The organism is Pedobacter xixiisoli (assembly GCF_900215335.1).
Taxonomy (GTDB): Bacteria; Bacteroidota; Bacteroidia; order Sphingobacteriales; family Sphingobacteriaceae; genus Pedobacter; species Pedobacter xixiisoli.
This window is the reverse complement of the sequence record NZ_OCMT01000003.1, coordinates 473,102-489,949: the sequence shown is the minus strand read 5'-3', so window position 1 is coordinate 489,949 and position 16,848 is coordinate 473,102. Positions and strand designations below refer to the sequence as shown.

Annotated in this window: 11 protein-coding genes; all 11 read right to left on the bottom strand. The window is 38.2% G+C overall.

Annotated elements, in window-relative coordinates:
* Nucleotides 1–41: 41 nt before the first annotated feature.
* Nucleotides 42–2,210, bottom strand: coding sequence for a TonB-dependent receptor (locus tag CRO54_RS14190; RefSeq protein WP_097132734.1), 2,169 nt, complete (start codon nt 2,208–2,210; stop codon nt 42–44).
* Between the two features lie 297 nt (nt 2,211–2,507).
* Entirely contained in the window at nt 2,508–2,819 is a 312-nt protein-coding gene (locus CRO54_RS14185) for a DUF6660 family protein (protein WP_097132733.1), read from the bottom strand.
* 219 nt (nt 2,820–3,038) lie between these two features.
* Nucleotides 3,039–4,310, bottom strand: a complete 1,272-nt coding sequence (locus CRO54_RS14180; protein WP_097132732.1) for a DUF1501 domain-containing protein — start codon at nt 4,308–4,310, stop codon at nt 3,039–3,041.
* 6 nt (nt 4,311–4,316) lie between these two features.
* A complete protein-coding gene (locus CRO54_RS14175; RefSeq protein ID WP_097132731.1) occupies nt 4,317–6,305 on the bottom strand; it encodes a DUF1800 domain-containing protein in 1,989 nt (662 codons plus the stop codon).
* Nucleotides 6,306–6,538: 233 nt separating this feature from the next.
* Nucleotides 6,539–7,267 carry a hypothetical protein gene (locus CRO54_RS14170; RefSeq protein WP_097132730.1) on the bottom strand — a complete coding sequence of 243 codons (729 nt, stop codon included), beginning with the start codon at nt 7,265–7,267 and terminating at the stop codon, nt 6,539–6,541.
* Between the two features lie 9 nt (nt 7,268–7,276).
* Nucleotides 7,277–7,945, bottom strand: coding sequence for a hypothetical protein (locus CRO54_RS14165; protein WP_240775116.1), 669 nt, complete (start codon nt 7,943–7,945; stop codon nt 7,277–7,279).
* A gap of 379 nt (nt 7,946–8,324) precedes the next feature.
* A complete protein-coding gene (locus CRO54_RS14160) occupies nt 8,325–9,743 on the bottom strand; it encodes a glycoside hydrolase family 125 protein (protein WP_097132729.1) in 1,419 nt (472 codons plus the stop codon).
* A gap of 178 nt (nt 9,744–9,921) precedes the next feature.
* Nucleotides 9,922–12,201 carry a GH92 family glycosyl hydrolase gene (locus CRO54_RS14155; protein ID WP_097132728.1) on the bottom strand — a complete coding sequence of 760 codons (2,280 nt, stop codon included), beginning with the start codon at nt 12,199–12,201 and terminating at the stop codon, nt 9,922–9,924.
* Between the two features lie 5 nt (nt 12,202–12,206).
* Complete coding sequence (locus CRO54_RS14150) at nt 12,207–13,178, bottom strand: glycoside hydrolase family 130 protein (protein ID WP_097132727.1); 972 nt, start codon at nt 13,176–13,178, stop codon at nt 12,207–12,209.
* Nucleotides 13,179–13,215: 37 nt separating this feature from the next.
* Entirely contained in the window at nt 13,216–14,493 is a 1,278-nt protein-coding gene (locus tag CRO54_RS14145; RefSeq protein WP_205943994.1) for an MFS transporter, read from the bottom strand.
* An 18-nt stretch (nt 14,494–14,511) separates the two neighbouring features.
* Complete coding sequence (locus CRO54_RS14140; protein WP_097132725.1) at nt 14,512–16,845, bottom strand: glycoside hydrolase family 3 N-terminal domain-containing protein; 2,334 nt, start codon at nt 16,843–16,845, stop codon at nt 14,512–14,514.
* Nucleotides 16,846–16,848 lie beyond the last annotated feature (3 nt).

The window sequence follows — 16,848 nt, the reverse complement described above, 5'->3', positions numbered from 1 at the left end:
TGAGGCTTTAAAAACCTCATAGGTTTGCTAAAATTATAGAACTACAACTTAAACTTAATACCTCCGTTAAAAACAAAACCATCTAAAGGCGCATAAATATCCCTAAACTGCGGATTGCTAACTGAACCCGTATAAATGTTATCAAAACGAGTTTGGCGACTATCGGTAAAGTTTTCAAAGTTCACGTAAATAGAAAAACGTTCCCATAATTTTTCCACCATAAAGCCCATAATCGTGTAGTTTTTACCATAGCTACCATCGTTTAGCAACTGTTTACTGAAAGTGTAAGCCTCTAAACCTACTTTCCACTCGTCATGCACCTCGTACATTAATACAGAATTGATACGATGCTTGGCAGTTAAAGGATTAGCAAACATCAAAGCCCCCTCATGTCTATGTGCATCAGTGTAAGTATAACCTAAAAACAGCTTGAAATCCTTGTAGCCTAATTTCACATTCGTTTCTGTTCCTTTAGTTTCGATGTTCCCAGCAACATTGATGAACTGATAACTTCCTGTTCCGGTGGGCAACAATTGTAGTGGGTCGTTAATCTTTGTCAAGAAAAACAAGTGGTTAATCATAAAAGAAACCTTTTCATCAAAAATGCTGGTACGGTAGTTGAAATCCAGATTCAAGCCAAAACTTTTCTCCAATTTATTAGCTTGCGAATTTAAACCAAGTACATCTTTATACTGCAAACGCTCACTATCTTCGGTAAATAAAGTTGGTGCTTTATAGCCCAAACCTCCGCCCAAACGTGAAGTGAACTTATCAGTAAACTTAAACAGGGTTGATAAACGAGGTAGAAAAGCAGTTCCGTAGTCTACTACATGATCGGTACGAAAACCCGTTTCAAAGTGTAACCACTCATTGGCCTTAAAAGTATTTTGTACAAAAGCACCAAAAGTAGTTTGGTTATAGTTTCGAAAAGCGGATGTGGTATTTCGTTCCTTAAAACTGTCCGTCCAAAGATTTGCACCAGCTATCCATTCTAAGGTTTCCCCATGGTTTGCATAATTTGCTTCTGTAAAAGATGAATACTGCGTACCATCAAAGACATAGCCTGGTGTACTTAACCTTCTATTAAAATACCCGATGCTATTTTTAATGGTGATGTGGCTACATTTCCCAAAATCATGGTCTAATGCAAGCTGCGAACTCATCCTTTCGGTTTTATTTTGTTCGAAATAACCATGCGATGGGTCATTACTCCCGCTGATATAATGCATATCTCCACCTACCCTATCTTCAAAAGTAGAGTTTATCCCAACCATCAACTTTGTTTTTTCCGAAGGATAAAAGAAAAATTTAGGGTTTAAACTGTAGCGTTTATATTTAGGAATGGCAGAGAGATCGATATTTGCGGGATCATAGGCCGAATTACTTTGATAAGCAGCAAAAATAGTTGTCCCTACTTTCTCATTCCGTTTACCATAAAATCCGTTCAAACTTAATCCTTTTGCACTTGTACCATCTAAATGGAAATTCAATTCTTGTTCAAATTTAGGGGTTTTAGAAATGAAGTTCACCAAACCTGCGATAGCACCACCACCGTAAAGGGTAGATGCAGAGCCTTTAATCAATTCTACCTGCTTTAAATCTAAGGGCTGAATTTGCAACAAGCCCAAACCGCTTGCCGCACCTGCATACAAAGGGAAACCATCTTTCAAAATTTGCGTATATCGTCCATCCAAACCTTGGATACGTATGGCCGCATTGGCCGAAGTTGCTGATGTGGTTTGTGTTTGTATCCCTGTGCTTTCACTTAAAATCATGCGAACATCGCCAGGTTTCATATTTGCTTTTTCTTCCAATTCTTCACCTGCAATAAATTCCACTCGTGTTGGAATATCTTTGATACTTCTAGAACTGCGAGTAGAGGTAATTACCACTTCATTCAAATCATCTTCTTCGTGTTCCAATTCTATCAAGTGTGCTTCAGCTTGGCTGATTGGAAATATCAAATTGATAGACTTCTCTTGATGACCAACAATCTTAAAACTAATGGTTTTAGGGCCGTTAGGTATATTTTGAAGCGTAACCAAACCTTTATCATCGGTTTTTGAGATAATTGAAGTGCCTTTGATAAAAACCGTTACTTCTGCTAAAGGTTCTTTATGGTCTGCGTCCATTACTTTGCCTTTCCATGTATTTTGGGCAAAAGCATAGCCGCTAAATAATAATGCCAAAAATGACAATATGAGTTTCATATAATTGATTTTTTAATGTTAATACTATTTTTTGCCATTCACAACGCAGCGAAAAATTCATTATGGAATACAACTTTTATGAGAACCACAAACTGGTCTAACGTTTATAGAGAAAATTGATAAACATTTATGCCACCCCAATGGGGTCGTACGTTACGATGTAAATCATTTTACTATAAGCATTTGAAGCTTTTTGCTTCCCAACTTAAAGACTCTAGCTCCAATTCGGAATGACAAACTCTACAATTAAACTGCATGCACTAGAAATGAAGAGCATAAGGTTTTAATAAAAAAGTATTAAGCAATTTTTGGCGGCTGCCAGATGTTACTATCTAATTGTTCTAGAAAGAATTGATAGTTTTTAACAGTATGATTTGGGAATTGTACTGATGCTTTAATTTGAAATTTCACTTGTTCTACTGCAACAATTCGCTGACCGCAGCAAGCACACATGCAGATCGAAGAACAGGTTTCTACAGCCTTGTCATCACCATGTGTAATTTGGGAACTAGTTACTGCAGGCGCATCGGTGCATTCAACTTCATCAGTGCAGGGCAGCAATGAAATAAGCACAACGAATAACAGAAAAAATGCACCTAGATTTTTCATCGATTATTCCTTTTTTCAAAGGTGATGAAGCTGCCATTTAATTACGACGGTTTCACCTATGCAAAAATAGGTGTTTAAGTTTTATATAGCCACTAATGCTCAGATTTTTTTTATAGACATGTTGTCATATGATTTTATTTGTGTATCCGTAGCCTAACAAAAAAAACCAAGATAGCAGTTGCCACCTTGGTTTAATTCAAAAAAACTGTAATCGTAAAACTATCCCCGCATCACACCAATTTTCTTACCGTCAAAATCAGGGAATAATATCTTATCGTTTTCGATGCCCAAATGAACATCGGCAACTTCGCTAAATACACTTCTAAAATCGGTAGTCACTGCCAAATCTCTACCATCTTCTAAATTATCTTTAGACAATGGATTTACCATCCCGTGGACTACCCCACCATTTACTGTATTACCCAAAATAAAATTACAAGAAGCACGACCGTGATCGGTACCTCCAGTGCCATTTTGTGCCACTGTACGACCAAATTCGGTCATGGTCATTACCGTAACATCATCTTGGTATCTCGACAAGTCGTTCCAGAAAGCCATCATACAATTACTCAAATCGTTTACGTTACGAGCAAATACTCCAGTATCTTTGCCTTGGTTAAAGTGGGTATCCCAACCATTAGATTCTGCAAAAGCAACTTCTAAGCCTACATCCATTTTAATGAGTTGAGCGATTTGCTTTAACGAATTACCCAAAGCAGTTGTTGGATATGTCACATCATTTTCTGGCTTGTAGTTTTTTACATCCGTTTTCTGCAGCATTTTTATAGCGTCAAAACTTTCCTTTCCAGTATTTTTCAGTAAATCTGATGAAGTTTGGTCGTACAAATCTTCGAAACTTTTAGAAGCCATTTTGGCACCAGCTACATTTCCTCTCAACTGTATATTGAAATCTGCCAAATTTCTAATCGCAACTGCGGGATTTTCGCCATAAAAAGACCTAGGCAATGAAGAAGTTAAGCTTACCCCTTGAAATGGCGTAGCGGCGTCATGTCCTAACAAACCCACTGCTCTGTTTAACCATCCGCTGGTCGTTCCTTTTTTAAATGGAGTACCCGATTCCATAAAATCTTGCGCATCAAAATGCGAGCGGGTAGTATTTGGAGAGCCTATACCGTGTACAATTCCTAGCCTCTTTTCTCTAAACATAGGTTCAAATGCTGCCATTGAAGGATGCAAACCGAATCTACCATCCAAATCAATCAGTGGTTTTTCGTTAACAGCACCTCTAGCTGCCGTCATAAATAACGAAGGACGAGCGGCTTTCAAGTAATCATCGGTAAATGGAGTAACCGCCATTAAACCATCCATTGCTCCACGTTGAAAAATGCAGACCATTATTTTTTTCTTCTTAAACAAAGAAGGTGTTGCCGTTCCTGCTACTGCATCTGCAAGAAACCCCGGAATGCCGCCTAATCCTATTCCAAATAAGGCCAAACCGCCACCTTTTAAAAATGCTCTTCTAGAAACCATAACTAATTATTTACGTTGAAATTCTGGCGAACCGATAATTACTCCCACCACTTGTGCCAACATGGTATTTGTGCCTGCTTGCGTTTTAATTACGGGATTTTCATTAGCTTTCCTACCATTTCCCAATTTCATTTTTTCTTCTTTCGCAGGTTTTTTGTCCATGCTTTGCATTTCCATACCTGAATTATTATTGTCTTTCTTAGCACTGTTTTGCTCTGCCGCCTGTGCTACTTTTTGTTGTAGGTTAGGATCGTTAAGCATTGGTTTTAATCTTGCTACAGTTTGCCCCAGCTCTCTCTCTGGCATAATTAGCTTGCTATACGTTAACAATGCTGCTTCTACGCTTTCTGGTTCCTTGTTGCTATTTAGAGCCGGTAAATTCAATTTAACTCCAGGTATACGTTGTGATGCTAGCGCCAAACCAAAATTCATTCGATTCAACAAAGAACCTGTGTTAATCCAATATTGTCCATTATCTGGAAAACCTGTTGGCGCCTGATAGTAATACATCTGTTGCCCCATACGGTTAATCCAACTATACAACTCATAAGGCTGTGTAATTTCTGCATTTAAGCTCCTCACAGCGCTCATAGCTAGTTCAAATGGCGATTTTGTTTTTTCTCTTAGTGCCTGCTCCGACCAAAATTCTGGCGAGTTAACCATCGTAATGATAACACTTTTAATATCTCCTTTGGTAGACGTAAATGTTTTAGCCATTCTATCTAATAAAGATGCTGGAGGCACGTCATTAACAAAACGTACGGCTAATTTTTTAGAGATAAATTTTGCAGTAGATTGATGATGAGCCAACATTTTCAACAGCTCCACACCTTCATCGTAACCACCACCCGCTGGAAATTTCTTGCCTAGAACTATCTTCTCTCCATTATCGTGACGATTTGCATTAAAAAAGAAATCTCCATCTAGTACAAATCCTTTTTCTCGTAAACCGCTCGGCCCTAATCGTTCAATTAAAGCCTTGCTACCTGCACCATAACCCTCTTTTCCCAAAGGAGCAACCGTCCAGCCAGTTAAAACTCTAGCAGCCTGAGTAACGTCATTTTGTGTATAGCCACCGTCTACACCAAGCGTATGCAATTCCATCACCTCACGAGCATAATTTTCATTTAAGCCACCTTGTTTTTTCTTATTCTGGATCTGCTGTTGAATTTTCTTTACCCGTTCTTTTTTCTTCGCTTTTTGTTCTGAAGACATCCCCATTTCTTCCATAGACATCATGTCTTGGTCGGCCATAGGTACATTTACTCCAGAACTCGAAGAATTATCTAGATACATCAGCATGGCTGGAGATTTGGCTGTAGTTAACAACAAATCTTCAAAACCTCCAAATACATTTGGCCTAATTACATCCCTTTCATAAGCTGGCACAAAGCTGGCACATTGTGTTTTATTCAGTGCTACATTAAAATGATTGAACCAAAAATCAGTCATAATTTCTCTAAACTGATTTTCGCCATAAGCTGCCCTAAGTATTTTTTGATTGAAAAACTGACGATACAAATCTTGTAGAGGACGATATCCCTTTTCCTTCATATAATTTTGGATAATCTCTCTCTGATATTTATTATTGCCCGTATTAAGAGAATCCTTGTTTAAATATCCATCTCTTATTGCCCAACGTGTAACTCTGGGATTTTGAGGAAAACGATCTTCGACTTCACTATTGGAGATATTAATGGCATCGTACTGAGAAAGCATCTGATCAAGATTTTTATCCTCTAAATTCCCATCTAGTTGTTTCTTAAGCCATTTTTCTAAACCCATTTTAACAACTTCTTCTACCTGACCAGGTTTTGCTCCGTAAGTGAATCGGCTCAACAAATGAGCTGCAGCTTGCTCATTGCTTAGTCCCGCCTTTTTATACGGCATAGCTAATTTGTCAGCCGTACCCATCATTCGAACAAATGATGAAAATACAACAGCGCAACAAAATAAAATTACAGATAGATAGAATTTGCCGATATGATATTTCATATTTTTTGGTTTAGTTCGTCTTTAAGACAATGTAAGCTTAAGAAAGGATTAATAGCCCAATGAAAAAAAATCACTAATTCTTCAAAACATGTATTAAAACTTATAAAACAAGCATTTACAAGATTGGTTTTATTAAAAAATCTGGTTGATTATAAAACCCAAAGGCTATACGAGTACCTATTCAGACGAATTTTCATCTTACCGAACGTAAATATATCTAACAAAATTCAGTGTTAGAAATTACAAGCCGCAGTCATATCAATGGTTAAATTATAGCTAGTTTGGTCTATTTTTTGACTAACCGTATAACTCTCTCCACCATAAACGATCTGGAAATTGTAAGTTTCTCCCACCGCTAATAGATTCGTTGTAATATTCCCCTTATCCATGTAGCCCAAATACTTAAAACTTTCGTTCGTACCAGCTTTTCTAAAGGAGACATAAACGCTCGGCCTAATTTCTACATCTGGCCTATTAGGACAGCGACCAGTAAAATTCAAAGACACATCCTGATAAACTGGAGGCGGTGGAATAACGATTGGAGGAGCCGTATTGCCGACCCTAGATATTCCAATTGGCACTGTTTGTTGCCTAACTGCCGAAGTAAATGTGATATTCTTGCGCTGAGCAGTATAACCAGAGGCTGTAATTTCTACAGTTGTAGTAATTGGATTTTGAGAGGTTGGCGTAATATTGGGATGCAGACCTATGGTTACCATTCCCTGTACTAATTTAATATCCTTCTTGCCAGAGATTTCATAGATATTAGCAGCATTTTCTCCTACTACGGCAATAGATGCGTTAGCTGGCGCAGGATTTCCCGTTTGAGCATCGGTAACCTGTATCAAAGCTGTGTATTTAATGATATCTGTATCTACTACAATCTTAATATCTTCGGTAGGTTTTCCGCAGGAGATTAAACCTAGTATCGATATCCAAACTCCCAATCTCATCGCTTTCATAATCAAAATTTAGAATTTATAATTAAAATTGACCTGTAAAATAGGTAGCCATCTATAGTCTTTAATGTTTGACCTAAACTGATCTGTTTGGGAAGAATTCCCTGATAATATTCCCGTCCCTACTATGTTTGCATCTGGTTTAGGCAAATAGTAAGTACCTAAATCGACGTTTACATTGAACTTGTTTTTTGGAAAGCTAGGGAGAAAACCTAATCCCAGATACGGCGCTATACCTTGCCAATCCACATTTAAATCTACATAACCAATTTGTTCTTCGGTTAAAGTTAGATCGCCATATTTATAATCATCTGAAGGAATAATTCTAACATTTCCTTTTGCCTTAACAAAATATCCGAGCCCACCGACTAACCGAAACCAACTTTGCTGTTCGAATGGAGTATAATCGGCCAGCAAATGAATATTATAAAAATCAGCAGATACGTGAGAGGTAGAGTTAAAACCAGAAATTTTAAAAACATCATTAGCTTTTATAGGAATAGCATTAAATCCCGTTCTAACGGCTAAACCTTTAGTGACTCCGTAATTAAAAGCGGCACCGATACCTTGTGTCCCTACATTTAGCTGTATAGCCATTGGATGTACAACATCACTTTGTGCCTTGGATATATAGGCATACTGCAAAAAGCAACAAAAAATAAAAATGTGAAGTAACTTCATCTCTACAATATTTACAATTAGCCATCTTAAAAACTAGAACGCTTAAATTAGATAGAAGTTGATTAGAATTCCTTAAAAAACATCAGTTTAAAGAAAAAGTTTATAAAATGATGTATATACATCTCTGTATGCAGAGAATTTTGATGAGGGGAAAACTCTTAGATTTAAAATTAAATTTATGATGAATTCGACAGTTTTTACTGTAAGACTATACCCATAAACTGTTAAAATTTCAACGAAATGGAATAACTGGGCGGATTTTCTCACCCGCCCATAGTAGCTTAAAAAGTTTGGCGAGACAACAAACTTATCTCGTATCATGTTTCTTTAATTTTTTAAGATTTCAAAATATATGACCATAGCTAATATTTACTTTTTATTAGGAAAGAAGTTTAGGATTTTGCTGATATACCTTCCATAAAAACTCGGCAAAAATAGTATTTGCCCAGGCAAACCACGACCTGGTGAATTTTGAAGGATCATCTTTATGGAACGACTCGTGCATAAAACCTGTTCCTGCGTGTGTTTGTTGTAGGGTTTGGATACACTTGCGTATCTCGTCCTCACTTTGGCTTGTTAAACCTTGAGCAACCAATCCTATTGGCCAAATCCTATCCAAACCAGTGTGCGGACTACCTAATCCCTCGCCTGCCCTACCTTTAAAGTAAAAGGGGTTATCCTCAGACAAAAGATATCTTCTGGTATTCTGGTAAATAGGATCATTTAGTTCAACTGCTCCCAAATAAGGTAAAGCCAACAGATTTGGAATATTTGCATCATCCATTAAGTTATAGCTCCCAAATCCATTTACTTCATAAGCGTAGATGTCGCCATATTTCTTATGATTGACTACCGCATGTTGTTTTAAGGCTTCTTCTACTTCTAATGCTAATGCGGTAAGCTCTGCTGCGAGTTCATTGTTTTCACGAACAGTCTTGAGTATTTCCGCAGCCTGTTTAAGACTTGCTACAGCAAAAAAGTTGGAAGGGATTAGAAAAGGGAAAATTGTTGCGTCGTCACTCGGTCTAAAAGTAGAACAAATAAGCCCCACAGGTTTTACAGGGTATCCGTATCCTTCTAAAGGTACGCCATCAGTTGCCCAGAATGTGGTGCGTTGAAAATGATAAGGTCCCAAGTTTTCTTTTCGCTGCTGTTCTCTGAATGTGGTCAACACAGCTTTGATCGAACGCTCCCAATCTGCGTCAAAACAGCTGGTATCACCTGTTTCTTTCCAATAATAATAGGCCAAACGAATAGGGTAACATAGCGAATCTATCTCCCATTTTCTTTCATGTGTACCGGGCTTCATATCCGTTTTATCATCTTTCCACTCTCCCCATTTATTGGGGTCGTCATAAAAAGCATTGGCATAGGGATCTTTAAGGATATAAGTGGTTTGCCTGTTAATCACACCAGCGATAAGCGAGCGCAATTTATCGTCTTTTTTTATGAAGCGAAGATAGGGCCAAACCTGAGCGGTACTGTCCCTTAACCACATTGCATCAATATCTCCGGTAATTACATAAGTATCGGGTTTTCCATTTTTGATACTAAAGTTTACCGTAGTGTCTAGCGTATTTGGCAAACAGTTTCCGAATAGCCAAGCCAACTCCTTATTTTTAACATTTTTACTAAACTCCGCAATAGCCTGTTCAATAGCTGGGCTGTTAAAATGACGTTTATCCAATGGAGTTCTTACCTGTTTAAAATCAGGTGAAAAAGCATACGCCTTAGTATCTCCTATATACAGTGCCGCAGTTGCAATTCCTGCATTTTTGATAAAATTTCTTCGTTTCATTTTCTTATTTATATTGTATACTATAACAGGACATTTTTATAAATCTAGTTTCAACTATTCACTTTGGCTTTAAAGTACCATAAAGAATATTTGCCCCCCGCCCGTTGGGCACCCCTCTAAGAGAGGGGAATTTCGCATATCGAGGTATTGAAAAAATCTCTACCCAAAACAGCAGCTATTAAGGTCTATCATTCTTAGCTACACCGAATGTTTTAGAAGGTTTATTTCCCATTTCGAACTCCAAAGTTCCACCTGCAGCAATATTATCAAATTTGATAAACGACTTGGTGTATTCCTTTCCATTTAATTTGGCAGATTGAATGTATATATTCTCTTTACTGTTGTTTTTGGCAATAACGGTAAAAGTTTTTCCATCCTTTACTTTGATGGTTGCTTTATTGACCAAAGGGCTACCAAAAACATAGACACCACCGGCCGGAGCTACCTGATAAAAACCGAGCGAGGAAAGGATGTACCATGCAGACATCTGCCCTACATCTTCGTTTCCTGAAAGACCATCACGTTTGTTATGGTATAACTCAGAAAGAATATATCTTACTTTTTCTGCCGTTTTGTAAGGCTGACCAATGTACGGATAAAGATAAGTGATATGGTGACTAGGTTCGTTTCCATGAGCATATTGCCCTATAAGACCAGTAATGTCATTAGAAGCTTTCTCTCCCATATTGCCCTTTGCCACAAACAAAGAATCTAGTTTAGCCACAAATGCTTGCTCTCCACCAAACAAATTGATCAATCCAGGCACATCGTGTGGTACCAACCAAGTATATTGCCAAGCATTACCTTCGGTATAGTCATCTTCCATGTGTACGGAATGGAATGGATTAAATGGTTCACGAAAAACACCTGTAGCTGATAAGCCTCTCATGAATTGTGTTTTTTTATCAAAATACTTTTGGTATGATTTTGAACGCTGATTAAAATATTTGGCATCTTCCACCTTGCCCAATCTCTCCGCAATTTTAGCTGCTGCCCAATCTGCTAATGCATATTCTAAACCTTTCGCAACAGTTTCGTAAGTCTTTTCTTTATCATAAGGAATGTAGCCATACTGCTTTAACCAGTTCATGCCTCTGTCGTCTAAAGTGGCTGATTTTTTCATTGCCTCAAAAGCTAGTTCCTCATCAACTTTGTAGCCTTTTAGAATTAAATCTGCCAATACCGGAATCCCTGGATTGCCCACCATACAATCTGTTTCATTTCCCATGAGATGCCAAACAGGTAATTTTCCTTGCTGCTTATAGATATTCAACATCGTTTTACCGATATCTTCCACCATCTCAGGATGTATAATGGTCATTAGTGGATGTGCCGCCCTGTACGTATCCCACAAAGAAAAAGTGGTATAGTTATTAAACGACTTGTCATGATGAATTTCCCGATCAGCTCCTCTGTAATCGCCATTTACATCAGCAAATACCGATGGAGCGATCATGGTATGATACAACGATGTATAAAATAATTTCCTGTCGGATTCATTTGGCATTTCTACCTCAATCTTGCCTAGTTGTTCATTCCAAGCAGCATCAGCATCAGCAACCACTTTATCAAAATCGTTATGCGGCAGTTCTGCCTTCAAATTCATCGCTGCATTTTCTATACTTACTGGAGACAAAGCTACTTTTACCAATAGCGGGGCTGATAAGTTTTTATCAAAATCAACTTTACCAAACACGCTGCGCATCTCCGATTTCTGCGTAGTACTCATGCGAACGGTATCCAAGATGGTGAACTTTTTTATGGGTTGAGAAAATACCGCAGTAAAATAGATACGTTGATCTTTAGCCCAGCCAGTAGAGTATCTGTAACCCGATATCGTGGTGTCGTTTTCCATTTTGATGAAGGCTTCTGTGGGCTTATCCCAGCCGATACCTCTTTCAAGATCTATTACAACAGCAGGATTTTCAGTAGATTTCGGGAAAGTATAGGAATGAAAACCTACACGTTTGGTAGCAGTTAACTCCACATCAATGCCGAAGCGATCTAGATGAACAGCATAATATCCTGGCCTAGCCGTTTCCTTTTCATGAGAAAAAAAAGAGTATAAACCACTTTTTTGATCTGGTAAAGAACCCTTAGCCAATTTTACATCCCCCATAACTGGCATTAATGAGATATCTCCCAAATCGCCAATGCCGGTTCCGCTAAGGTGCATGTGACCAAAACCTACGATCGTTGAATCTGAATAATGATATCCTGAACACCAATCCCAACCATCGGTCATTTGTGTTGGTCCTAATTGCACAAGTCCAAAAGGTACATTGGCGCCCATAAAAACGTGTCCATGACCATCAGTTCCTATAAAAGGATCTACATATGTAGTAAAACTAGTAGGTTTTTGCTGCTTGCAAGCAACAAAAACTACCAGTAAAGCCATCATACACATGCCACCCAGCCCATACAACTTAGTTGCTTTGAGATGATTTTTCAATTTCATATCATTTATACAATTGAGGTACGTTTTGTAAATTCTATAATTTCAGGGATGTATCCGAAAGCCAAACCCGTCACCGTGTCTGCGCAACCATAATATACCGCAATTTGTCCAGTTGCCTCATCATGCAGCGACGCACATGGAAAACATACATTAGGAACATCTCCCACACACTCGTAATAAGTTTGAGGTGAAATAAGGTAAGGTCCTGAACGGTATTTTACTTTCCAAGGTTCATCAATATCCAATATTGCAGAACCAAAACTATAAACAAAACCATTACATGATTGCAGTACACCATGATAAATCATTAACCAACCTTCGCTGGTTTCTATCGGGATAGGTCCGGCTCCTATTTTAGTACATTGCCATGCACTTTTCTCGAACGCGGCTGGAGACATTACATGACGATGTTTGCCCCAGAAATTCATATCTGGAGATTCGCTATAAAAAATATCTCCAAATTGGGTATGCGAGTTATCGCTAGGACGGCTTAACATGGCGTAACGGCCGTTAATTTTACGGGGGAACATCACTCCATTACGATTATAAGGGATGAACGCATTTTCTAACTGATAGAAATTTTCGAAATCGGTTGTCCACGCCACACCGATAGTTGGCCCATGGTAACCATTACACCACGTTACATAATATCTATCTTCTATGAAACAAACTCGTGGATCATAACCATACACCCATTCACCTATTTCTTTGTCATCGCAAATAAACTTTAGCGGTTCTTCTTTAATATTCCAATTGATACCATCTTCGCTAAATCCTACATGTAAACGCATACGTCTATTCGTATCATCACAACGAAATACACCAGCGAAGGCATTTCCAAAAGGAACAACGGCACTATTAAAAATGCTATTTGAAGTTGGCAATAAATTACGTGGAATAATTGGATTGGCTGAATAACGCCACATTACGTCTTTAGAATTAGCGGGACGATCTTCCCAAGGCATTTGCTTTTTCATTTATGTTTAATTTTTTAGTGTTATCTGTTATCTATATTTAAAGAGAAGAATTGTTACCTTTTTCGTTAGTATAGGTAAACGGAACAAAATAAGTGATCAAAAATGCTGGTATAGTTGCCAATAGGATGAAAGCAAAGAAGTTCTTATAGCCCAATGTATCGCTCATGTAACCACTTAGCATGCCAGGCAGCATCACTCCGAGATTCATAATTCCAGAAGCAAAAGCATAATGAGCCATCTGGTATTTGCCTGGAGCTATTTGCTGCATCATAAACAGGCTAAGACCAACAAATCCAAATCCGTATCCAAAATACTCGAAAGCTATTCCAGAAGCTATAACCCAACCTGCTGAGGGCTGAAAAATTGCGAATAACCAGTAAACTGCGAAAGGAATATTAAATGTACAACACAGTAGGAATAACGATTTTTTTAATCCTACACGGGCAATGTAGTAGCCTCCCAGAATTGAACCGAGTATGAAAGCAATTGCTCCAAACGTACCATAGTAAAGTCCTATTTCCTGTTCAGACAATCCTAATCCTTGCTGTGCTACAGGTGCTTTTAAAAAAAGCGGCACAATTTTCATCACAAAGCCTTCTGCAAAACGATAAAGAATGATGAAAGCGATGTACCACAGGATATATTTTTTTTCAAAGAAACTTTTAATCACATCCCAAAGTAGCATACCACCTTCTTTAAGAGATTTGGCTTCTCCATTTGCAGCCCCTCCTTTGGGAAGTGCTTTGACATGGTAAACACCTAACAGCAGCATGATTACGCCACAGATCGTCATGATGATCATCCAAGCATTTACTGTTCCGAAATGTCCAATTAAATAACCTGCAAGCCAAACTAAACCTCCAGAGGCAACAACTTTTGCCAAGTTATAAAAAGCACCTTGCCAACCAATCCATTTTGCTTGATCTTCTTTACTTAATTCGGTGATATATACGCCATCGGTAGCAATGTCATGCGTCGCTCCACTAAAAGCAATGATAAATAACAAAGTGATTGACAAAGCAAAAAAATGAGGTAATTGCAAGGATAAAGCTATCAAACCGAAAACTACACCAGTTACAATCTGTGTTAATACCACAAAAAATTTCTTGGTTTTAAACATTCCTAAAAAAGGGCTCCATAGTGGCTTTAATGTCCATGGAAGTAAAGTTAAAGATGTCCAAAAAGCAATCTGAGTATCAGAAATATCCATGCCTTTAAACATCAATACTGAAACCATATTGAGCACAACAAATGGCAGTCCCATGGCAAAATAAACTGTAGGCACCCATTTAATAGGGGATTTTTTTGTTAACATAGGTTTGTCTTCCATAAATTATTTCACTTCTAGTTTACTGGTTAATCTGATATGATTAGATGCACTACCTATCATTACTGTAAATATTCCAGGCTCCACAATACTTTTAAAATCTTGATTGATTATCGCCAAGTCTTTAGCTGTAAGCAGAAAAGACAACCTTTGCTCTTGATTAGGTAAAAGATGTACTCGCTTAAAAGCTTTAAGTTGTTTAACAGGTTGTACAACAGAAGCTAATTCATCTTTGAGATAGAGTTGTACTACTTCGTCGCCACTTTTAGCACCTGTATTTTTTAAAGAGAACGATACTTCGAAACTATCTTTCGCCTTTTGTTCAACTTTAATATCCGTATAATCAAATTGAGTGTAACTTAATCCATAACCGAACGCATATAACGGATCAGCAGACATTTCTACATAATCATGTCCACGAGGATTTTTCTTATTGTAGTATACAGGCAATTGCCCTTCGTACCGAGGAATAGAAACTGCTAATCTACCAGCGGGGTTATAATCACCAAACAACACATCGGCAATAGCATTTCCTCCTTCTTGTCCAGGATACCATGCCGTAAGTAATGCATCAGCATTTTCGCTTGCCCAATTCATGTTTAAAGGTCTTCCTTGTATGTATACCACAATTAAAGGCTTGCCCGTTTTTTTTAATGCTTTTAGTAATTCTGGTTGTTTGCCTAACAAATCCAGCGTAGCTCTATCGAAACCTTCACCACTTTCCATATCTCCTATGGTTTGAGAAGATACTACCGCTGCTCCAGTTTCTAAGTAATCAGTTTTAAAATCTCTGGCACTAGAACCTCCAACAACTACAACTACCACATCCGATTGCTTAGCTGCCGCTACAGCTTTATCTATTTCTACATCAGCCGTGTCGCGAATAGCGCAGCCTTTTACATAAGTAATTTGTTGAGGATTTAATTTCGATTGAATACCATTGAGTATCGTTTTAATATTTCCATCCTCTTGTGGCGCTGTATAATCGCCAAGCATATTATAGCGACTATCTGCATTAGGCCCAATAACGGCAACTTTTAAGTTTTTAGCTAAAGGCAATACATTGCTTTTGTTTTTTAACAAGACTATCGACTCCTGAGCTACTTGATGTGCCAATGCGATATGTTCTTTTGTGCGTATACCTATTTTTGCTTTTTTGGGATCTACGTAAGGATTGTCAAACAAACCCATGTCAAATTTCAACTTTAATACCCTATAAACAGCAGTATCAATAGCAGAAACATTAACTAAACCATTCTTTAAGGCTTGCTCTAATTTTGCAAAGGCATTACCTCCCAAATCAACATCTACTCCGGCATTAAGAGCTAAGGCGCCTGCTTCTTCAAGACTTCCCGCAACATGATGGTTTTCCATTAATCCGTCTACACTGATCAAATCAGAAATGGTAAAGCCTTTAAAATTCCAATCATCACGTAATAAATCCGTAAGCAATTCTTTATTTGAAGTGCAGGGAATACCATCTATGGAGTTATATGCAGTCATCACAGACAGAGCACCTGCATCTATTGCTGCTTTAAACGGAGGTAAAAAAACTTCATGCAATTCTCTTTTTCCAACAATGGCCGAATTTCCGTTGTGTCCACCTTCTGGTATTCCATAAGCAATAAAATGCTTCAATGTGGTGATAGTACTAAATTCCTTATGCAATTGGCCAGCGCCATTACCTTTCGTGATAGCCGCAGCCAAATTGCCACTTAACACGTGATCTTCCCCAAAAGTTTCTTCCACTCTAGACCAGCGGGGATCTCTCGAAATATCAATCACAGGTCCGTAACTGATATGTCCACCCTGCAAACGAATCTCCTTGGAAATAACAGCTCCCATTTTTTGCAATAACTCCGTATTCCAAGTAGAGGCCTGGCCTATACCTGTTGGAAAAACAGTAGTACCAATCGCCATGTGCCCATGAGGAGCTTCTTCTGCCAGAAACACTGGAATCCCCAAACGGGTATTTTTCAATGCATAACGCTGAAGGGCATTTGCAGCTTTAGCAGCAAGCTCAGGGCTTAAACCATTGGATAAAGTCTTTTTAGTCCAAGGATCAGCTCTGAAAACTGCCCAAAACATGCCTGTATGAATAGAATCGAGTTGCTTTTCATATTTTTTGGAGTGAATAACTGCATTTCCCTTTTTATCATACATTTCCCAACCTAAAGGACTACGCAACTGACCAATCTTCTCAGCTAAAGTCATACGACTGATTAAATCAGATGTACGAACGTCAGAGCTTAATTTCGGGTTCTTATATTTAATTTCGGCTTGCCCATACACAGCAACTACGCTTGTAAACAAACCAAATAATAACAAGTATTTTTTCATTTC